The organism is Streptomyces sp. NPDC001157 (assembly GCF_053598255.1).
In genome coordinates, this window is sequence record NZ_JBSFJW010000011.1 from 1 (window position 1) to 20,199 (window position 20,199).

The following is a 20,199-nucleotide window of genomic DNA, read 5'->3' on the forward strand; positions in this document are numbered from 1 at the left end:
ACCGACGTGTCGGACCGCGACGCGGGCTGGTACGCACAGCCGGCCCACGGCGGCAGTGACCACTTCTGGAACGACCAGAAGGCCGCCGCCGCACTCGGGTTCTACAAGACGATGGCCGAGTCGGTGGGCAAGCCGGTGGCCCTGTGGCAGATCCCCCTGGGCAACATGGCGCAGAACAACACCCTCAACCATTACAAGGACGACAAGGTCGACTGGTTCTTCTCGCACATGGACCAGGTGGCGAACGCCCATGTCGCCGGCCTGTTCTTCGGTGCAGGGCAGCAGGAACAGACCACGGTCGAGTCCGACGGCGGAAACCTGATCAACAAGACGATCGCGTACCACAACTCGGGCGGCACGCCGCTCAAGTAGCCACCCGCAGCCGGTCGGCCCACCCTTCGACGGGGCCGAGTTCACCGCCCCGTCGTCCCGCCGAGCACTTCTCGGCCGGTGCCGACCGGCTGCCGCCGTCTGCGGGCGCGGGCCGTGGCGCGCATTGGACACCGACGGCGGCAAGGCCCTGACCAGCTACGACAGCAATCGCACGGGTCGTTCAGCGTGCCGGCGCGAGTCGCTCGTACACCGTCACCCTTCGCCCGTGCACCTGCTGATCGGCCACGACCTTGAAGTACTTCTTCAGCACGGAGGTCTTCATCCTGTCCCGCTCGGTCGTCACCGGTCTCGCCACCTCGCTCGCGTCCGTCACCAGCAGGATGCGTCGCTGCATCAGCATCGAGGCACGAATTTGAGTCGGGTTCGCCTCGATGCCTTTCAGAGTCCCGGACTTCTGCGGGGTCTGCGTCAGAGCGATGTCCCGCAGGCCGTAAAAGGCGCTCGGAGTCACGGACTTGGTGTCCCTGCGCGCTGCGGGGACGAAGAGTACGGCATCCCCGATCTCCTTGATCTGCCGTACGTCCGAGGCGACCGCCAGAACGTCGTCCACCCGGCTGGAGGGGGATCGCTTGGCCAGCGACTGCGGCAGCAGCGCCACCATCGCCACGGCTGTCACCACGGGGAGAACCCACGCCGATGCTCTCGGGAGGCGGGGCTTCACCGCTTGTACCGTCGAGCCGATCACCGTACCGATCAGCAGTGCCAGCCCCAGCAGGCTGAAGAGAACGTACCGGTCCAGGAACAGCGGCTGGATCAACGACAGACCCATGAGGCCGATCTGCGGCACCGCCAGCAGCGGTAGCCCGACGGTCGCCACGGACAGCCGGCCCACCCGGGGGCGATCCAGCAGAGCGCCGAGTCCGCCTATCAGCAGCAGGACCGCCGGGCCGATCAGCATGTGCCAGGTGAGCGGCGGTATCCATGCCACCTGTGCGGCCTGACCCCGGCTGAAGAGCACCAAGGGCAGCGCGCAGGCCGTGGCGGTCGCGGAGGCGGCCGCCCAGCGGGTTCGGATCCCGCGGCCGGCCCGGGCCCAGACCAGCGTCGCCAGGTGTGCCGGAAGGATCAGGAGCGAGAGCCAGTTCAGCAGGGCGCACAGCAGGACCGTGGCGCCGTAGGCGACCCAGTGCACCGGGCGGACACGGCGTTGCAGCGCGGTCACGAGCAGCAGGGTGGAGATCCCGGCCCCGGCTGCGACAAGTGCGTACGGCCGACCCTCTTGAAGGTAGAACTGCACGGCCGGCAGCAGCCCGAACGCCATCCCTCCTCCCAGGCCCACCCACAGGCCGGCCAGCCGGCGGCCGATGACGCCCACGCACGCCGCCGCCACCGCCATGGCCAGCACCGAGGGCAGCCGCAGGGTCGTGGTGCCGGGCCCGAAGCACTCGAACAGGGCGTGCATCAGCAGGTAGTAGCAGCCGTGCACGACGTCGACGTTCCCCAGCATGTGCCAGATCTCAGCCGTGGAGCGCTCCGCCACCTGCCAGGTCGCGGCCTCGTCCAGCCACACGGTGTTCTGCCGCGATATGCCCCAAAGGCCGAGGGACACCGTCCACAGCATAGGTATCAGCCAGACGAGAACCACCTGATGCCGTGGCGTACTTGGCAATGCCTCAGGCGGTTTTCCGGCCCGGTAGGAACGCGGAGACGAGTGAAAGACATGGGTGATGGGCATGAAAGAGGGATTCCGGAAAGGCTGTTGAACAGGGCTGAGTGTCAGCGGCGCGAAGTGGCGGCTGCATGAAGAAGCAGCAGCGCGGAAGCCATTCATCGCCCGCGAAGCGTATGAACCCGAAGTCCCCCCGTGGATCCCCCGTGTGCGTGGCCCGGTCGAAGCCACCTTGATCGAGGATGCCATCACGGCGTCCGCATGTCCCACCCTTTTCGGTCACACCCCGGCCTGCGCCTCTTTTGGTCACGCCCCACCGCTGAATGACCGAAACCCGCCCAACCATTTGGCTACGGGTATTTCAGGTTGCCTTGACCGCGCAGCTATTCGGTTGCGATGCGGCGGCGGCAGTCCAAGCCTTCTGGGGCGAAGAACGTGGCTGAGTATGTGCGGGTAGCGCCGCGTTCCCCTTGCCTCCACAGCTGCTTTTCACCGTTTCAATTCTCCTGAAAGCGTGCTCGCCGAGCGCCCTCGACCTAGGTGTCCGATGCTGCATCGAGGCATACGATTCGTCCACGCCGCCCTTTCGGCGTTCTCCGCGGTACTGGCCTTTCCGTTCCTGCGTGGCATTCATGAGAACGCACCGTTGGGAAACTCGGCGCCGGTCGATGTTCTGGACCCCGACGACTCGGTGAGTGCGTCGTTCGCGGCCGAACGCGGAGTCGGCGTCGCTCGCGATGTGACCGATCTGAAGAACCCCGACGGGGTGCGGAATCTCCATGTGGCCTCAGACGGCTGCTACGTCGTCGACATCCTGTGCCTGGGTGGTGTTCGGGTCGCGGTTGAGGCCGCCGCGGGTGGCGTCGGGTGACTGGTCGCCGCAGTCGCCGGCGCCGAAGTACACGCCGATGCCCTCAGCCGCTGCCTGGCGGAACAGCATGTTCCAGGCTCTGATGAGGTCGGGCGTGAGGTGTGGCCGACTGCTGTGGATGACCTCGGCCCACGCGGGGAAGGGGTGTGGCGCATCGCGGGGTGTTGGAGGGCGCGTGCTGCTTCAGGCGCGGATCATCCGCCCGCGGTGCAGTCGCCCAGGCACTCCGGTGAACTCCAGGTCCAGCCCGATGCCGTCGCGTTCGGCGTGGATGTGCAGGTGCGGCTCGGTGGTGTTTCCGGTGTTGCCGACCTCGCCGAGGAGTTGGCCCGCGCGGACGATGTCGCCCTTGGCCACCGTCACCGAGCCGGGGCGTAGATGTGCCAGCTTGACGATCTCCCGGCCGGTGTCGAGGAACACGTGGTTGCCATAGGGCGGCTGGTAGCGGATTTCACCCGGCCGTTGGTCCTGGACCGTGTCGGCGGCAGAGATCACGCGGCCGTCGCAGGGAGAGCGGACGGGGCGCCCGTAGGCGGCGTATGCGGTCAGGTCACTGCCCGGCCGAATGCGGGTGCCTCGCGGGCCGAGCGCTACCAGGTCGAGGGCGCCGCGCTGCTCCGGTACCCGGGCATGGTGATTCAGAATGCGGCCGCCACCCTGCACGACGTACCACGTGCCCTCCAGCGGGAACAGCAGCGGCTGGGACAGCGGTGCCTTCCAGCGGTGCCGCCGGGCGGCGGCGACCAGCCACACGGCTCCCGCCAGGAGGGCGCCGCCGCCGACGAGGCGCAGGATGCCATGCCCCGTCGGCAGACCGGGCAGTCGGCATGCGGACGCGAGGGCTGCCACGGCGGCTGCTTCGACCGTGCGGCGCAGCAGCCGGGGTTGCTGCGCAGGCGCGCCGCATCCCTCGACGACCACGTAGAAGGTGGCCAGGCCCGCCATGCCGCCGAGCCAGGCGGTGCGGTCTGCGGCCGTCCAGACGGTCAGGACGTTCCAGAGGGTGACCAGTGCCAGATACCCCGCCCAGGCCAGAGGCGCGGGCAGACCCCGGCGACGCCGGGGTGGCGTGTAGCGGGCGCTTTCGATGCGCAGTGCCGTGAGTTCGCCGTCGGGTGCCGCTTGGGCCCAGGCGCGTACCTGGCCGTTGCTACCGGAAAGGATCAGCCCGTCGGGACTGTCTGTCACGGTGCGGAGCTCTCCGATGCGGGCGGTCGTGGCGCGGACGATCCGCTCCAGAGTGTCCGTTCCGACCTCTTCCGTCACGCGCGGTGCGAGGTGGGGCCACTCGTCCGGGCCCGCGGTGAGGAACCGCGACAGAGCTTGTGCTTCCGGCAGTTGGGCCGGGAGTTGCGGCTCGGGCGTCAGATCGCGCACGTATGCTCCCACGGCCCGGGGATGCGGTGCCGATTGCGGGCGACCAGTCTGTGGATCGCGTCGGCTGCATGCCGTACGCCCCTGGCCGCCTGACGGCCCCTCCCCGGCACCAAAAGGGCGAGGCCCGAAGACCCCGCCCGATCCGCAAGAAACCCCATCTCACGGCCACACAAGGCAATACGGCTGATGCCCCGCCTCATGCAACCGATGGCTGAAGTCCTGCCACTCGTGCAGCGATTGGTGACGGGAGGGCGCTGACCTGCGGTTTCGCCGGGAGATGTGCGTTGACCTGGGAAAACTCCTCTCGGTAGTTCTCACGGGTCAACGCCGTTTCCCGGGCTCATGTGCCCTGGATGTGCCCTGGGTCGCTCACTGGTGGGCTCGGCTCGGGAGGCGGAGTGGCTGAGCTGACCCGGCGGAGGCGCCGAAGCCTCCTGCGCTGGCCTTCATCCTGGGACTGCAGGTACGCAGGGAGTGCAGTCCGGCCATCAATATGCGCGAGCTCATGAAGGTTCGCAGGTAGGCCGCTGGCTTCTGAAAGATTGGCCCCGAGCAGGCGAGTGTTGTCCCATTTCGCGAGTCGGAGATCCGCTCCTCGAAGATCGGCTTGTTCCAACTCTGTGTGGGTCAGATCTACATCAATCAGGTTGGCAGAGGTGAGCCGAGCTGTGTTCAGGTTGGCCATCGCCAGCGTCGCGCCGTTCAGGTCCGCGCCGGAAAGGTCGACGCCCTCCAGGTGCGTATCGGTGAGGTCGACGCTGGGCAACATGGCTCCCGCCAGGTGCAGTCCGTGGAGGTCGAGGACGACCACACGCGGATCGGCGTGAAGGCGCATCAGATCGCTGGTGAGGGCTGTGAGGGCAGCCTGTACGTCGGCTGCAGGTTCGACTGGCAGTGAGATGTTGTCCCCACCGCGCATGCGTGCCAGCCGCTTTCGGCGAGAGCGTTGTGCCTTTGGCGCCCGGTTGCGGATGAAATGCACGAGGACCCGGGCGGCGTCCGGGGCTGCTTGTTCCGGGGCATCCTGAACGATCTGTTCCAGGTTGAGGACGCCACCTATGCGTACATATTCGTGCTCGGAGCCGAGGCGTTCCAGGGCCTTGTTGAATCGATCGGTGATCTGACCGCGACGTGTGAGGCGGTAGGTGCGGGCGGTGTATACCAGGGCCACGCCGGCACCGATCGCGGCAAGCATGGCGACCAGAGCGGTACGCAGGCCGCTCACGAGTGCCGCTGACCCCTTCGCCAGCTCCTCCCGGTCCAGGTACTCGCGGTCGAGTGCGTACGGTCCGCGCCATACGAGCCACGGGATTCCGATCAGCAGAATCAGAGACCCAATTACCCCTAGCGCGCGGATCAAGCGCTTCCGTACCCGCTGCTTGCGCCACAACTTGGCGATGCGCTCGTTCATGTTGGGGTTGGAGGCGTCTGTGGGGCCAATGAGATTCCGCTTCATGTCTCGTACACAAGCGCACGGTGCTTGCCGGTTGCATGCCCCGTGACATATCTGAGTCGCAACTTACCCTTTCGCCGTATTCACCCTGTGATTCTGGACAGAGGTGCGCCGCGATGCCTCTGTTGACCCGGCTCACCTCGTGAAATCGAAGCTTCCCTGGCCGGTTCCCGGGTCGCGCCGAGACGCTCGCGGTGCCTTCGGTTCCTTGGCCGCGTAGGGCGGGACCGGTAGGACGCCCTGCTCCTGGAGGTCGTGAGCGGTGATGAGCGGGCCCGCGGTCACGGCGTCCAGGAGCCTGGCTTGTTCGGGTTCGAGCGCTATGAGAAGGGCGAGAGCGTTGACGAGATCCAGCAGATCAATGGTCCATCGCGTAGGCCATGCTGGGGGCAGGATGTCGTTCAACGGGCTCTGCCACTCGACATCGGGTTTGCGCTTGCGGAATCCGAACCACTTACGGATTACCTGTACGCCGCCGATTCGGTAGTCCCAAACCTCCGCCGCCACAGGTCCGATGGAGCCAGTTCCAACAGTGAGGGTGCGGGTCTTCGCGTCGTAGGCGATGCTGTCGGGCATCCCGCTGCCGTCCTCACCAATAGGGATGGTGCAGATGGGCTGTTCCGCTTCGGGAAGTCTCGGGGTCTGACCGGATGGGCGGCCGTGCTGTGCCGACGCGAAACGCTGGCCGTATGTGTGTATCCATATCGTGCGTCGGCCTGCCTCAGCCACCTGCGACCACAGGTCGGGGTCCCGGGTCAGGGGGATGCGTGAGCCACGGGTCGTCAGGTGGTCCGCGAAATGGAGGGTGTAGCCGCTGTGGCCGGCTATTCCCGCGATGTATGCGAACAGATCCTCTGCTGTAACCGTCGCACCCAGAATTTGCGACAGCGCCTTCAGTAGCCCGGGCGTCACATTCGCCTCTGCAAGTTCCGCGTGTCGATAGAGCGGCGCGACTCGGCCGCCTTCTGTGCCTTTGAAGTGATGCATGTCGGGGATGAGAGCTGTAAATCCCACAGCCGGCCCCGCCCGCCCCGACTCCGAGTGTAGTTCGGACAGATAGATCTGGCGGTCGCTGTGAGCGAACCACAAGGCGGGTCGCGGAAAGTCGATCACGCGCCGGTCTGCAATGATCCATTGCCGGTCGAATGTCATCCTGCCGTACTCGGTGAGGACCGGTGAGCGCTCCGTCTCGTCGGCGAGAGGGCCCCGTCGTTCGTGTCCCGGAAGCGGCTGTTCAGGCTTGTCAGGGCGGCGGTCCCGAGTGCTCTTCAGCAACGCCCCTTTGGCTGATTTCGGAGCCTGGACGAGTGTCCGCCAGCGTTCTTGCAGAACGGTCTTGCTGGGCGAGACCGGCCAACTGCGATTGTTTTTGTTGCCGGAACTTGTCCAGGGCAACAGGGAATCCACGGTGGGCATCGCTGTCCACTCAGGGGCGGCTACGGCCTGAAAGGGGGTGGTCCACCCTGAGGAACAGGGTCGCCATGGTGTTCCGTCCTCGGCCTGGTGTCCGTTGATGCTGAGTCCGTCGAGCCAGCCAAACTTTTCTTCTCGGGTTCCGGCTGGTACGTCGAGTCGCCACACGCGCGCAGGCCGATCCGGGTCCGGGGACCCTCGGCGGACGAAGACTGCGATGCAGACTTCGCGCTTCACGTCCTGGAAGACACGTGTGCGAGGGTCGGAGTAGGAGCCTTCGGGAGAGAGCCCGATGATCCAGCCTTCGTCGGCTGCCTCGCGCAGATAGCGCCGCATGCCGGCGGCGCCCGCACTGTCCAGGAATCCGGAGTTGGTGATGAGGGCGACGATCCCGCTTGGTGCTTCCGGTGCGCCCAAGGCCGTCACCTGGTCGAAGACTTTCCAAGTCGACCACGCCCAGAAGTACACGTAGAGATTGTCGAGAGCATATCCGATACGCCCGTTGTCCTCGGGATGGAAGCGCGCCAGGATTGCCCCCCGGTCGTTCGGATTCCCCTCGGTGACCCAGCGCCCGACCCCAGACTGTTTGGCACCGCGTAGGTAGGGAGGGTTGCCGATGACCACCATCACTTTCTCCTCGGCCTTGACCTTGTTGGCCAGTCGGCGGTGTCGGGCGATTGCCTCGTACATCAGCCCCAGATGGTGCTCGACAGCCGGGTCGTCCAACGTGTCGGCCACCAGGAGCCTTGGCGCGTAACCGGTGATGTCGGTCCGATGGGCCTTGAAGGCGTGGTGCACACGGAGTTCAGCCACTGCGTAGGGGCCAGTCTGCTTCTCTAGACCGACGAGACGCCCCGCGAGTTCCCGGAGGAGTCCGCTCTTGAGGGCGTCACGATGCTTCAGCGCCAGATCCTTGGCAACGTGGTCGACGATGTTGATGAGGAAGGTTCCGGTGCCCATAGCGGGATCGACCACGGTGACGTCCTCACTGCCGTACCCGTCCTCCTGACTGAGTCGGTCACGCAGCACCTCATCGGTGAACCGGACCATGAAACGGACAGCCTCGCTGGGCGTGTAGTACGTACCTGTGCGTCGTCGCAGTTCCGGGTCGTAGGTGCTCAGGAACCCCTCGTAGAAGTGGAGGTAGGCGTCCCCACTGTTGTCCTTGAACATTTCCGGGTCGACAGCGGAGATGACGTCGATCAGCGTGTCGATGACTCCGCGAAGATCGTCAAGAGCTTCGTCGGTCAGCACCGAGAGGGCTTTGCCCATCAGAGAATGACGTTTTCCCAACCTTCCTGCGACGTCGGGTAAGGAGAGCCTCTCCATGTCGATACCCTCGAGGCGGGCCAGCAAGATCGCGAAGGTGAGCGTCTGGCTGTAATGGTCGGCGAACTCGGCTGGCAGGGCGTCTGGGAAGAGGAGGTCTTTCCAGTTGCCCGCGAGAATGGAGAACGCAGCGTCGGCCTCTCCGCGTTCCTCACGGGTGAGACGTTCCGTGACCTCGTCCCGTAGAAGGGCACAGATTCTAGCGATGCGCTTGACCAGTTCACTGATGCTGTCGACGGCCAAGGGCGCTGGAGCGAGGAAGAGGGCGATGGCCCGCTCGAATCCGTCGTCTGCTGGCGTGAGTTGTTGATTGCCGCTGAGCAGGTCTCCCGCCAGGTGTCCGATGGGGCCTATTTGCACGCCGAATCGGTACACAGCCCAGTCGTAACCATCGGAATACAGAACATTAGGGAGAGCCTTGAGCTTCTCCCACTGTTCCCGGTCATGGCTCTTCGCGGACCAAGTCTGTGGGTCGACGCCTTTGCCTGGACGCTTCAACTCGACGTGTCCGATGGTCCTTCCGCCAGCGCTGATGGCGAAGTCAGGCCGCACGCCAAGTCTCTTGATGCTGTTCTGGCCGTGAGCGATCAGCTTCATGTGCTGTCGCCCGGCCATGCCTCGCAGCAGCTGCTCCACCGGTGCGGTGAGGCTCTCCTCCTTCCCGCTGCTCGCCCCCGCGGGGCCCTGAAGCTTGGCTCTGACCTCCTGCCCGAAGCGGGCGACGAGGTCGGCGACCGACCTAGTGGCTCTGTTTCCTGCTCCGGTGTCCCTTCGTAGCAACGTCCACCCCCATGGCGGTGCGCACGCACGGTGATCGCACCCATACACACTGCCCATGATTCTGCAACTGGCAAACGCCTAGGGGCATTTGTCAGCGGGGATCCGGGCATACGCCGAACTCGCCTCGCAATGCCGCGAGGGTGGGCGGACAGCTCCTTGGCACCGGCTGGAGGCGGACGGTGCCAATCCCGGGCGGTCGCCGCGCAGCGGCCCGTTCAAGCAAGCTCTGCTGCGAGGGCACAGAGTGCTGGGACGAGTTCGGGATGATCTCCACGCGAAGCCGACTGCAGTAGCTCGGTGATGACGATGATCTGTGCGACGCGTCCGGGCTCCGTTTTGAGTACGGGGAACGCGTCGCGGACGCGGTTGGCGAAGGCCGGTGCGAGCAGGGAGTACGCCAGCAGCATGGCGGCGTCGTAGCCGACGGGCGCCTGGCCGAAGCCTTCCCAGTCGAGAAGGTAGGGGGTGGTGCTCGTGAGGTTGGCGGTGTGCAGGTCTCCGTGGGCCGTCGCCCAGTCCGTGATCCGAGGGCCGGGCATGTGGAGGAAGCGCGGGACGGTGCGGTCCACCCACTCCTGTCGCACGGCGAGGCGGTCCGTGGAAACGGTGTTCACGTGCTCCAGGTCGGTGCGTAGGGAATCCCACCACTTGGTCGGAGGGTCCAGGTCTGTGCGTAGGACGGGGCTGGGGGAGGCGATGGGGTCGGCAATGTATTGGTGCAGCTCGGCCTGGTACGCGTAGCCGTCGTCGCCTGACTTCTCGGTGTCGTAGAGCAGTGGCTTGTGGATGAGTCCGTCGAACAGCGCGGCGGCCTGGCGGTTGCCCTCCCAGATCTTGCCCGTTGCTTTGTCATGCGGTGCGGAGAGTAGCCTCAGCCAGCAGGCTCCTCGGTCCGGGTGCTCGACGTGGCTGCTGAGTGTGCGGCCGTGCCAGCCCCACACCTCGGGGCCAGCGATCGTGGCGCCCAGCGTCTCCGCTGACCACGCGAAGGCCCGGCGCATGCGCTGCTGGTCCGTGGGGTCAGTCGGCGGCGAGTACATCCAGCACCTTTCGTAGCGCAGGGACTGGGACAGCCGGCTTCTGTAGAGCGGCCTGGGCTTCGGCCCAGTGTGCCGGAGTGGAGGCAGAGAGCAGAATTCGTGTTACTCCGGGACAGGATGCTGCCGCCAGCAGGCATGCCTGGACGGTGGTGAGGTCCGAGTCCAGCAACGCGGTGAGTTCGCGTGTAGCCAGCTGAGGCAGTTCGCCGCCGAATAGGGGCGCCGAGGCATACACCTGCCATCCGAGTTCGGCGGCCTGCGCAATGGGGCCTTCGCCGTCCAGGGCTTGTACGAAGGCGGTGGCGGTAACGAGGGATACGGGTAGCTGGACGGCTCGCAGGTGGTGCTGCTTGGTGCCGGCCACCTCGGTGGCCAGCTGGTGCAGGGCGGGGACGCTCAGAGCACCGGTGTCGAAACCATCCCAGGTGGCGAGGCCGTACGCCCTCAGGGCGCCGGCTGCCGCTTCTGCTTCGAGGGCGGTGAAGGCATGGCGCAGGGCATCGTGCGGGTCGCCGTCCGTGCGTTCGGGGTTGTGCGCGAAGACGAGGTCGAGACGGTCACGGCCGAGTTCGGTTCGGTTGCGGGCGCACTGCCAGCGAACGTACGGCAGGCTCAGGCAATGTCTGCGTTCCGCTTCACGAGACGTGATGGCTCCGTCGGCGACGGCGTTCTCCGCGGTCTCAGTGGTGAGGAAGCCGATCTTCGTGGACACCGGGATCGGGTGCTGATCGAGGAACGGAGCGAGCAACGGCTGGGCTTGCCCGTCGAGGTAGTTGGGCGCGGTGTCGATCCATGCTGTCGCTGGATCCGCGGCTACGCGGGCCACGGCGTCGCTCAGCGCGGAGGGTCGAATGCGGTAGGTGCCCAGGCCCAGGGCTGCCTTCGTCATGGCTCGGTCCTCTCCACTGTGATCGCTTGGCCGACCAGGAGTTCGGAGACGACGACTGCCACATCCGCGACCGAGATTCCGGCTGCGTCGGCCAGTTCGTCGAGGGAGACGGCGGTAGGTGCTGCTGACATCAGCCGTTGGAGCAGCGGCATGGCTTCCTTTGCCATCTCCCACTCGTTGTCGCAGGCCCGGAAGACCACCCCGTCCTCGTTGGGCGCCAAGAGTGCCCGGGCGGTCGTGAGCCTGACGCGGATATTCGGGACTGCGGGGAGGCTGGTGAGGTGGGGGAGACTCGGCCGCAGGCGGGTGAGGTCGGTTCCGTCGCGCATCGCCGCATACCGGCCCATGAGCTCTGGGTCTTCCAGGGCGGTGGTGACCTCGTCGCGCAGCCGCTCCAGATAGATCACCTGCGCGGCGGGGGTCGCGTGAACGGGCAGGTCTTCGCGGAGGACGTCGTGTCGGCGCAGGTCGTCAGCGAGCCAGGACAGGAGTTGGGCACCGGTGGTGGTCTGGACGCCGAAGGTGAGGTGGAGTGAGTGTTCGCCCTCGGAAGCGGCCACCGAGTGCCACCAGCCGCGCGGCAGATACAGCATGTCCCCAGGCCGAAGCACGAGTTCTGCTACTGGCTTCTCCGGTGGAGGTTCGGGCTCGTCGGTGTCCTTGTACATGGGGGCGCTACGGGTCGGGCCGTAGAGCTTCCAGCGTTTGGCGCCATCGATCTGGGTGACGACGACGTCGTGGTCGTCCCAGTGCACGCCGAAGCCCTCGCGTGCGGTCCACGAGGCGTACAGGTTGGCCTGCACTCCCGTGCGCAGCCACCTTTCCAGCTCCATGGCCGCGCGGGCGACGGGCGGGTGCAGTTCGTCGACGGCATCGATGACCAGGGAGGCGCCCTCGGCGAGTCGGGCGTGCAGCTCCGCGGGGTGCAGGCGCTGCCAGACGGTGTGCCGGCGGGTGGTGACCGGCGCGGTGTAGCGGTGGGCCGACAGCATCTCGCCGTCCGCGGACAGGCGGAAACGAGGTGGCTCCAGGCGGTGGGTGGCCAGGATGGTGTTGACGTCGTCCCAGGTGATCAGCTTGTCCGGGTCCTGGATGGCTGCGGGGACGTGGCGGTAGCGGCGGTGGAGCACCTGGGCCAGGAACTCGTCCTGGCCCAGGTGAGCCGCCAGATTCAGCGGCGACAACGTGTTTCCTCCCGGATCAGTCGTTGCCGTCGGTGCGGCCGGTGCTGCCGCCGTCGGACGGAGTGACGCCGCGCTCGCGGGCGGCCTGGATCCGGCGGCGTGCCTTGACCAGTCCAGCCTGTGCCGGTCCGGTCGTCGGGGCAGTGACCGTGTTGTTCTGCATTGTTCCTCCTGTGGTTGGGTTGAAGTGGCCTTGCGAGCCCGCCCCGGACGGCGCTCGACCTGTCCAAGGGCGCGGGCGGTTGATCAGCCCGGGGCGGGGGTTTGCGGCCCGCCCCTGCCGGGGCTTCTCGGGGGTGGGGAGCCTTCCGATCGGCTACGTCCGGCAGGGACGGGAACTCAGGGGCCGGCCTGGGCGGTGGAGACCGCGACGCCGATCACGAAGCCGCACGAGGCGGAGATCAGCACGATCAGCAGCGGGCCTGTGTAGCGGGCCAGCCGGTCGACTGCGCGGCCCATCACGGCTTCCACCACGCCAGCCACGTTCGGGTGATGCCCTCCCAAACGACTGCGTGAGTGCTCACCGGCTCACCTCTTCCAGAGAGGCACCGATATACGAGTGCTGGAGTGCGGCGTGGAGGGTGTCGGCGTCGGTGAGGGTGTCGTCGCCGGGGAGTTCGCACCAGCCGCCGAACCAGTCGTCGATCAACTCCGGGCCGGGCGCGACGAGCCATGAGGTGATGGAGAGGTGCCGCACTGGCAGGTCTCCCCAGATGCCGGCGGTGCCGGGCTTGATGGCGTAGTAGAGACGTTCGTAGGGCCCGTCGTGCAGCACGGGGCCGATCACCGCTCCAGTTGCTCGCAGGTGGGCAAGGGCCAGAAAACCCATCTCTGCGGGGGTTCGTACGAGGTCCCAGTCGTCGCCCACTCGGAGCAGGCGCAGCCCGGGCACATCTTTGACCATCGGGGCGCTGCGCAGCGCGTCGCGGACGGACATCAGGTATCTCCCAGGCGCTGGAGGCCGGCACTTGCTCCGAGGGAGGGGGCGGAGGCCGTCGTCGTTCTGGTGGTGGAGCGGACCATGATCAGGCGGGCGCTCGACGCCGTTATCTGCCGCTTCCGTTCGCCGGAAACGCGCTTCGGGCCGAGGTGGCTGAGGGCGGGAACCACGGCGCCATAGGTATCGGGCAGTTCGAGCGCGTCCAGGAGGCCGACGAAGGCGGGGGAACGGACGGCCACCGCTGTGTCGCGGTCGGTGAATACGCCGCACAAGGTCAGCTCATGCTGTCGGCAGTACTCGGTGAGGCAGCCGACGAGCGCCGCGTGGCGGGCCAGGCCGCCGGTCACGTGGCGCAGGTAGCCGAAGACCTGGGGAAAGGCTACGGAGCGGCGTTCGGTGATGAGTTCGTCGTCCATGCCCACAGCTTCGATTGCTGCGAACGGCCTTGAAATGACCTGCTGTTGTACTTCCGTTGCACTTCCCGCCCCACGTCGTCACCGAGAGTGCTTCCATACGTGACGGAGGGAGGTCATCCGTGGTCAGTGTGCAGCAATGGACGGGTCGGGAGGCGAGCGCCTTGCGCGCCGCGCTGCGTATGAGCACGCGCGCTTTTGCCGAGCACCTCGGTGTCGCGCTGCGCACGGTGGCCAAGTGGGAGAGCCTCGGCACCGAAACCCAGCCCCGACCGGACACACAGGCCATCCTCGACACCGCCCTCGCCCGTGCGGACTCAGCCTCCCATTCCAGGTTCGAGGCGCTGTTGTTCCCCGAGCGGAAGAGCGCGCGGCCGGCGGACTATGAGACCTGGACCGAGGACATCGAGCGCGCTGTCGTCTGCGTCAGCCGCCAGAACTTCCCCTTCGCCGCCACGCTGTTGAACCGTTGGCTGGGCAGCCACGACCCGCATCGCCTGGACGACAAGGGCCTCTACCTCTACGGCCGTTCCCTCGTCCTTCTCGGCGACCTTCAGCGTGACCAGGGCGCGATCCTCGGTCCGCTCTCCGCCCGGCACTCGTACCTGACCGCCTGCGGCATGTTCTCCGAGCTCGACATCCCGCGCCGGGTGGCCCAGATCGAGCTCTCACTCGCCGTTGTCCAGGAGATGTCCGGTCAGCTGGAGGTCTCGGCCCGCCAGTACGAACTCCTCGCTGCGGATGAGCGCTTGAGCCCGCGCGACCGGGCCAGGGCTCGGCTTTGGGTGGGTACGGCGCTGAGCAAGGAGGGTGACAACGAGTACGCGACCAACGCGATGACGGCCGCCACTCGTGCCTTTGAGGACTTGGGCGAGCCGGAGGACTGGTCGGTCGCCCACCAGAAGCTGGCGCTGGCCCATCGCGGTGCCGGCGACCTGAAGCAGGCCCTGCACTACATCGACATCGCGCGCACCACCGGCACGGTCGACTCCCCGATGCAGCGGGTGAGGCTGGACACCGCGTACGGGCACATCCTTCTGTCGGATGCGGCGACCCGGAATGATGGGCTGTCCGTCCTCGATCAGGCGGCACAGGTGGCCCGGCAGTACGGGCTGAGCCACCAGCTGCGCAGTATTGAGGGCATCCGAAAGGGCCAGCAAGGATGAGCCAGGGAGTGCCAGTGCCGGAGCACGAGCAGCGCCAGATCACCGACGAGCAGTTCCACGACGCGACGCTGATCTGGAACTACCACCAGATGCGCCACGAGCAGCGGCCCTGCTCGGCGGCGATCGGCCTGGGTAGCCACGACCTCGGGGTCGCGACCACTGCGGTCGACCTTTATCGCGCTGGCCTTTTCCCGGTCGTGGTCTTCAGCGGCGGCAACAGCCCCACCACCCGCGCTCGCTTCCCGCGCGGCGAGGCCGTCCACTACCGCGAGCACGCGCTGAGCCTGGGGGTGCCGGACGAGGCGATCATCGTGGAGTCGAAGGCCGCAAACACCGGCCAGAACATCACCTTCTCCCGTGAGCTGCTGGCCGAGGCCCGGGTGGAAGCAGTCGCTGCTGCTGATCTCCAAGCCCTACATGGAGCGCCGCTCGTATGCGACCTGCCGCAAGCTGTGGCCCGAGGCTGAGGTCGTGTGCGCCTCCGAGCCGCTGGAGTTGGACGACTACATCAAGTCCATCGGCGACGAGAAGCTCGTCGTCGACATGCTCGTCGGTGACCTGCAACGGGTGATCGAGTACCCGAAGCTCGGCTTTGCCGTCGAGCAGGACGTACCGGGGGATGTGTATGACGCTTACGAGCGCCTCCTGGGCGCCGGCTTCGACAGCCGCCTCATCAGCACCTGAGCCGCCCCGCGCCGATGCGTCGGACGGGCTGTGCGCGATCCACCAACCGAACCTGTTTCCCCGGCTGTCCACGCTGGCGAAGCTGTTCTCCGCCGACCTCTGGATCGTCCTGGACGACGTGCAGTTCGCCCGGCGCGACTACCAGCACCGCGCCCGTCTCGCCGCCCTGGACGATCCATCCCGACAGCAGTGGCTCACGCTCCCGACGCACCTTCCTCACGGGCGCCCGACGTTGATCAGCCAGGCACGGCTCGTTGATCCGCGTCGCTCGCGCCGGACGGTCCAGCTCCTCGTCCGCCAGCACTACGGCCGCAGCCCCTACTGGGGCGCTGTGTCCGAGGTGCTGGACGCACTCGACGAGTCGGACCGTGTGGCCGACCTGGCGAGGACATCGACGATCGCCCTGCTCAGCGCTCTCGGTTGGTCTGGGAAGGTACGGGACAGCAGCGAGATCCCAACCCGGCAAGGCCGCTCCGAGCGCCTCGCCGACCTGGCGGCAGCCACCGGCAGCACCCACTATCTGTGCGGCACCGGTGGTCTGCGTTACCTCGACGGTTCTCCTTTCGACGCCCACGGCATTCCCGTGCTGCCCTTCCACACCCCTGTGGACAACCCGCTCTGGCGGTGGGCACGTCGATCCAGCAGCCTGTGGGCTCTGAGCAAGATCGGGCCCGCTGCGCTGGCCAATCAGCTGGCTGCCCAACGAAAAGCCCACCATCCTGGAGCCCACGCGTGACCGAGCCCACCACCAAGGAACCGGCCAAGAAGCCCTTCCTGTACGTCGTCGTCTGCGCGTGCGGCATCGCCGGTGACGTCGGCAAGCTGATCACCGCAGCACACGAACGGCACTGGGACGTCGGCGTCATTGCCACCCCGCAAGGGCTCGGCTTCCTCGACGTGGAGGCGGTCGAGGCGCAGACCGGCCGCCCCATCCGCTCGGCCTGGCGATCACCGGGCGAACCGCGCCCGACCCGGCCCGCGGACGCGATCGCGGTCGCCCCGGCCAGCTTCAACACCATCAACAAGTGGGCCGCCGGGATCTCCGACAATCTCGCCCTGGGCGTCCTGTGCGAAGCACCCGCCATGGACATCCCGGTCGCTGTGCTGCCATACCTGAACTCGGCCCAGGCGGCCCACCCCGCGTACCGCCAGAGCCTGGAACGGCTACGCGAGATGGGCGTCATGATCGGCTCGTACGAGCCGCACCGGCCAAAGGCCGGCGGCGGGGCCGACCGCTACCGCTGGGAGGAAGCCCTGGAACTCCTCGCGCCCAAGCTGTCCGCCCCCGCCTGATCAGCGCCGCCGTGTCGGTGACCCCTGTGGTGGCTGGCCAATGGCTGCCGCGGGGTGGACCGGCACGCTGGGCTGTTGCATGGCGCTGTGGGCCCTGGCTGCCTGGGCCCATGGACCGGGAACGTGGCGCTCGCCGAGGCGGCGGATGCGCCAGGTCAGCGCGCGGGCGGGACTGCGGGCGTCGTCCAGGGTGCGTTGGTGCAGCGCTTGGCCGAGGACGGTGGCTGCGTTGTGTCCTGCTGCCTCTGCCTCGGCGAGCACGGTGGCGAGTGCGTCCCAAGCGGGGTCGTTGAGGATGCGCTCGGCGTGCTCCGGAACCACGTCCTGAAGGTGGTGGGCGAAGCGGCGCTTGGTCTGTGGGCCGGGTGCCCGGCTGGCGAGGCCGACCAGGACGGGCTCGGCGGTCTGCGCGTACCCGGCCTGCAGGTGGAGGAGGGCCTGTTCGGCTGCCGCCTCCTGCTGGGCGTGCTGGCGGGCGCGGTGCCAGTGCAGCGCGAAGGCGACCGCGGTGAGTGCGGCGTCCAGGAGCATGGTGAGCCCGGTGCTGTCACTGTCCTGTGGCCTCTCGCGCCAGATGGTCTGGATGCTGCGGCGCAGGGCGCGGGTGCTGTCGAGGTCGGCGGCGATGCGGGAGCGGGTGGCGCGCTCGAAGGCAGCGGCGGCTTGTTCGAGGTCGGCCCGCGCCGCAATCGGTGCCATGACGGGCAGCAGGTCCAGCGCCGCGCCGAGCGCGACGAGTTGGCCTTGGGCGGTCTGCTCGTCGCTTTTCGTGAGGTGGTGGGGGATGCGTTCGGTGGCGGCGGTGGCCTGGTGCCAGGGGTTGCCTGGCTGGATGGTGGCCGGCTCGGGGCTGGTGGTGGCGAGGCGTTCGCGGATCTTGGGCAAAGAAAGGTCAGGGGCGAGGGTGGAGCCCGCGAACCACACCGGGTCGCCTTCCTCGTTCACGTTGCCGGGCAGGGCGAAGTTGCAGCCGAGCGCGTCGCCGGAGGGAGCGAGCTTGAGGCGTACGTCCACGCCGGTCGCCTCCAGCAGCGAGAAGAACTCGGCCTCGTCGGCCGCGGCGGCGACCGCGCGGCGCACCCGCATGCGCAAGATCTCGCGGGCGGTGGCGTCCTGGCCCTGGCGTTTGGCCTTGAAGTGTTCCTTGCTGGTGGGGCGTTTGGCGGCGGTGCCGTCGCCGGGCTTCAACCGCCTCAGCCCGTAGTCGACTTCGATCTGGCGGGCCTCGCGTTGGACGGCCCGGATGTCGTAGTCCCGTTTGGGGCGGCGGCCGTCTTGGCGGACGAGGGTGGCGGCGATGTGGATGTGGTCGTGGGCGTGCCGTACGGCCACCCAGCGGCAGGCTTCGGTGTCTCCGGCGGGGGCGATGCCGGCGGCAGCCACGATCCGGCGGGCGATCTCGGCCCAGTGGGTGTCGGACAGGATGGGGTCCTCGGGGGCGGCGCGGACCGGGCAGTGCCAGACCGTGGTCTGGGGAGCCCGGCGGCCGAGCATCGCCACCGGCTGGTCGAGCTGCGTGTAGAGCTGTTTCTCCACCTCCTTGGGGTCGCGGTGCGGGCTGCGGCCGGGGTCGGGGGCGAAGTCGTTCCAGGACGCGACCAGGTGCGGGTCGACGTGCTCGTTGGCGTCGCCCTTGCCGAAGAGGTAGGCGATCAGACGGCGGGTGCTGCCCTTGCCGGTGATGATCTTCGGTATCACCGGCCCTGCCGTCCCTCGGTGACCTGGGCGACGGCGGTGTCCACGTCGGCGATCGATGCTTCGACGCGGGCCAGAAGGCGGTGGACGACGTCGGGTTCGGGCCAGGCGCCGTCCTTGTTGAGGTGCCAGGTGAGCTGGTTGAGGTTGTTGCCGAGGCCGCCGAGCTGGCGGTTGGCGGCCATCAGTGCCTTGACCATGGCGCGGTAGTCGGCGATCGCGGCGGTGGGGTCCTCGGCGCGGGCGGCGGCGAGCGACGCCTCGGCAACGTAGCCGCCGATCTGCATACGGCTGAGCGCGGCGGCGTGGGCGAGGTCGGTGAACTCGCTGTCGCTGTAACGCGGATGGACGCGGCGCTCACGTAGGCGCGGCTGACGCAGGCGGCGCTGCGGCGTCGGCGTCTGCGCGGCGTGCGGCGACGGTCTGGTGGCTCCCGTCTCGGTCGGCTCCCCCGGGCCGGCCGATCCCGGTGCCCCCTCGGCGCCGGGTGCCTCCGCCACCCCAGGGGCGGAGGCCGGGTAAGGACTCCTTACCCGACAACTTGCTGCGCGGTTGAGGTCGGTGGTCATCTCCGGCTGGGGGGTGGGCAGTTCGTGGTGCGGGTTGTGCATGGGGGTTCTCCGGGGGTTGCTTGGGTGTCGGGTGCTTCGCTGTGCGCGGCCCCCGTGTCCCCGTGCTGGGCTGCACGGGGACACGGGGTGAGCCCGGGAGGGCGGCGGGGCGATTGGTGCGAACGCCTAGGTCAGGCGGCGCTGGCAGGGGCCTCGTCGAGTTCCCTGTGCTGCGGGGAGGCGGCTTCGTCGAGTTCGGCCTGGAGGATGTCCTTGAGCCTGTCTGCCTCCGTCCTTCCGATGGTCAAGTCCCTGCTGCGGAAGGTGGCTTCGATGTGGCGGCGCGAGGCGCGGCCCTTGCGTCCCAGTCGTGCGGTGCGCGCGAGGGCAAGGCGTTCGGGAGAGATTTCGCGGGGCTCGTGATCCTGCGGTTCAGCGGAGGATTGCGGGTCCTCAGCCACTTCGGTGGTGTCCGGAGCCACGTCGGCAGCCTCCCGCGCCACATCGGCGGGACCGTGAGCAGCTGGGTGGCGGTGGACGACGAGGTAGAGGTGGACCGCGCCGGCCAGGGCGAGTGGGGCGATGGCGGACAGGGCGCCGACGGTGAAGTCGTCCAGGCGGAGGCTGTCACCTTGGCGGGTCTGCTGGTTGAGGCGGACGGCATGCAGGGCGTTGGCCCAGATACTCGTCACGGTTGCGGCGCCGACGAGTGTCCATACGTAGGCACGGGACCATGCCGAGGCGGCGCGCAGCATCACGAGGGCGCCGACGCCGATGGCGATGAACCCGTCGATCACGAGGGGGAAGGCGAAGGTGAGCAGCCAGCGGATGTGGATGGCGACGGCCATCTGCCGCAGGGCGTCGTAGGAGAGAGCGAAGGCGAACACGGCGAGCAGGGCGATGCCGAAACGGATTGCGTCGGTGCCACGTATGGCGGTGATGCGGTCAAGCAAGCGGGGTACTCCAGGTGGGCTTGAGGGCGGCGGCCACGGCGCGGGGAAGGGCAAGGCCAGGCCGCCGTGAGGTGTGATGTCTCGTACCACTCGTCGCGTGCCTGGTCAGAGCAGGTACGAGTGAGCTGGTGATGTCGAGACGACTCGTTGCGGGCCGTTCACTCGT

At 67.7% G+C, this 20,199-nt stretch carries 18 protein-coding genes and 2 pseudogenes; 6 read left to right on the forward strand and 14 right to left on the reverse strand.

Annotated elements, in window-relative coordinates; genetic code table 11:
• Positions 1 to 372: pseudogene (locus ACWDAG_RS20775) on the forward strand (RICIN domain-containing protein); the annotation flags it as partial.
• 181 nt (positions 373 to 553) lie between these two features.
• Here ACWDAG_RS20775 and ACWDAG_RS20780 read toward each other — a convergent pair.
• Positions 554 to 1,954 carry a glycosyltransferase family 39 protein gene (locus ACWDAG_RS20780; RefSeq protein WP_450697066.1) on the reverse strand — a complete coding sequence of 467 codons (1,401 nt, stop codon included), beginning with the start codon at positions 1,952 to 1,954 and terminating at the stop codon, positions 554 to 556.
• A gap of 562 nt (positions 1,955 to 2,516) precedes the next feature.
• Here ACWDAG_RS20780 and ACWDAG_RS20785 point away from each other — a divergent pair.
• Complete coding sequence (locus ACWDAG_RS20785) at positions 2,517 to 2,873, forward strand: hypothetical protein (RefSeq protein WP_450697067.1); 357 nt, start codon at positions 2,517 to 2,519, stop codon at positions 2,871 to 2,873.
• 183 nt (positions 2,874 to 3,056) lie between these two features.
• On the opposite strand, the gene ACWDAG_RS20790 is transcribed toward ACWDAG_RS20785, so the two are convergent.
• From ACWDAG_RS20790 to ACWDAG_RS20835, 10 genes are all read right to left on the reverse strand, one after another.
• Entirely contained in the window at positions 3,057 to 4,250 is a 1,194-nt protein-coding gene (locus ACWDAG_RS20790) for a peptidoglycan DD-metalloendopeptidase family protein (RefSeq protein WP_450697068.1), read from the reverse strand.
• 340 nt (positions 4,251 to 4,590) lie between these two features.
• Entirely contained in the window at positions 4,591 to 5,661 is a 1,071-nt protein-coding gene (locus ACWDAG_RS20795) for a pentapeptide repeat-containing protein (protein WP_450697069.1), read from the reverse strand.
• Between the two features lie 177 nt (positions 5,662 to 5,838).
• On the reverse strand, positions 5,839 to 9,081 hold the full coding sequence (locus ACWDAG_RS20800; protein WP_450697070.1) for a type ISP restriction/modification enzyme: 3,243 nt from the start codon (positions 9,079 to 9,081) through the stop codon (positions 5,839 to 5,841).
• Positions 9,082 to 9,440: 359 nt separating this feature from the next.
• Positions 9,441 to 10,265 (reverse strand): phosphotransferase, encoded by an 825-nt coding sequence (locus ACWDAG_RS20805; RefSeq protein ID WP_450697071.1) that lies wholly within the window; start codon positions 10,263 to 10,265, stop codon positions 9,441 to 9,443.
• Positions 10,246 to 11,154 (reverse strand): aldo/keto reductase, encoded by a 909-nt coding sequence (locus ACWDAG_RS20810; RefSeq protein ID WP_450697072.1) that lies wholly within the window; start codon positions 11,152 to 11,154, stop codon positions 10,246 to 10,248. The genes ACWDAG_RS20805 and ACWDAG_RS20810 overlap by 20 nt, the downstream gene beginning before the upstream one ends.
• The gene (locus ACWDAG_RS20815; RefSeq protein ID WP_450697073.1) at positions 11,151 to 12,338 is read right to left on the reverse strand and encodes a cupin domain-containing protein; all 1,188 of its coding nucleotides are present in this window, start codon (positions 12,336 to 12,338) and stop codon (positions 11,151 to 11,153) included. The genes ACWDAG_RS20810 and ACWDAG_RS20815 overlap by 4 nt, the downstream gene beginning before the upstream one ends.
• 16 nt (positions 12,339 to 12,354) lie before the next feature.
• Positions 12,355 to 12,501, reverse strand: a complete 147-nt coding sequence (locus ACWDAG_RS20820) for a hypothetical protein (protein WP_450697074.1) — start codon at positions 12,499 to 12,501, stop codon at positions 12,355 to 12,357.
• A gap of 176 nt (positions 12,502 to 12,677) precedes the next feature.
• Entirely contained in the window at positions 12,678 to 12,812 is a 135-nt protein-coding gene (locus tag ACWDAG_RS20825) for a hypothetical protein (RefSeq protein WP_450697075.1), read from the reverse strand.
• 46 nt (positions 12,813 to 12,858) lie between these two features.
• Positions 12,859 to 13,275, reverse strand: coding sequence for a hypothetical protein (locus ACWDAG_RS20830; protein WP_450697076.1), 417 nt, complete (start codon positions 13,273 to 13,275; stop codon positions 12,859 to 12,861).
• Positions 13,275 to 13,694 (reverse strand): hypothetical protein, encoded by a 420-nt coding sequence (locus tag ACWDAG_RS20835; RefSeq protein WP_450697077.1) that lies wholly within the window; start codon positions 13,692 to 13,694, stop codon positions 13,275 to 13,277. Before ACWDAG_RS20835 ends, ACWDAG_RS20830 begins: the two co-directional genes overlap by 1 nt.
• 119 nt (positions 13,695 to 13,813) lie before the next feature.
• On the opposite strand from ACWDAG_RS20835, the gene ACWDAG_RS20840 reads away from it, so the two are divergent.
• From ACWDAG_RS20840 to ACWDAG_RS20855, 4 genes and pseudogenes are all read left to right on the forward strand, one after another.
• On the forward strand, positions 13,814 to 14,857 hold the full coding sequence (locus tag ACWDAG_RS20840; RefSeq protein WP_450697078.1) for a helix-turn-helix domain-containing protein: 1,044 nt from the start codon (positions 13,814 to 13,816) through the stop codon (positions 14,855 to 14,857).
• A pseudogene (locus ACWDAG_RS20845) lies at positions 14,854 to 15,541 on the forward strand (YdcF family protein). Before ACWDAG_RS20840 ends, ACWDAG_RS20845 begins: the two are co-directional and overlap by 4 nt.
• Positions 15,483 to 16,277, forward strand: a complete 795-nt coding sequence (locus ACWDAG_RS20850) for a WbqC family protein (RefSeq protein ID WP_450697079.1) — start codon at positions 15,483 to 15,485, stop codon at positions 16,275 to 16,277. The pseudogene ACWDAG_RS20845 and the gene ACWDAG_RS20850 overlap by 59 nt, the downstream one beginning before the upstream one ends.
• The gene (locus ACWDAG_RS20855) at positions 16,274 to 16,834 is read left to right on the forward strand and encodes a flavoprotein (RefSeq protein WP_450697080.1); all 561 of its coding nucleotides are present in this window, start codon (positions 16,274 to 16,276) and stop codon (positions 16,832 to 16,834) included. The genes ACWDAG_RS20850 and ACWDAG_RS20855 overlap by 4 nt, the downstream gene beginning before the upstream one ends.
• Here the strand turns inward: ACWDAG_RS20855 and ACWDAG_RS20860 are convergent, their stop codons facing one another.
• The 3 genes from ACWDAG_RS20860 to ACWDAG_RS20870 all read right to left on the reverse strand — a co-directional run bounded on the left by ACWDAG_RS20860 (position 16,835) and on the right by ACWDAG_RS20870 (position 20,033).
• Positions 16,835 to 18,532 (reverse strand): relaxase/mobilization nuclease domain-containing protein, encoded by a 1,698-nt coding sequence (locus ACWDAG_RS20860; protein ID WP_450697081.1) that lies wholly within the window; start codon positions 18,530 to 18,532, stop codon positions 16,835 to 16,837.
• Positions 18,529 to 19,140 (reverse strand): plasmid mobilization protein, encoded by a 612-nt coding sequence (locus tag ACWDAG_RS20865; RefSeq protein WP_450697082.1) that lies wholly within the window; start codon positions 19,138 to 19,140, stop codon positions 18,529 to 18,531. Before ACWDAG_RS20865 ends, ACWDAG_RS20860 begins: the two co-directional genes overlap by 4 nt.
• A gap of 131 nt (positions 19,141 to 19,271) precedes the next feature.
• Positions 19,272 to 20,033 (reverse strand): DUF2637 domain-containing protein, encoded by a 762-nt coding sequence (locus ACWDAG_RS20870; protein ID WP_450697083.1) that lies wholly within the window; start codon positions 20,031 to 20,033, stop codon positions 19,272 to 19,274.
• Positions 20,034 to 20,199 lie beyond the last annotated feature (166 nt).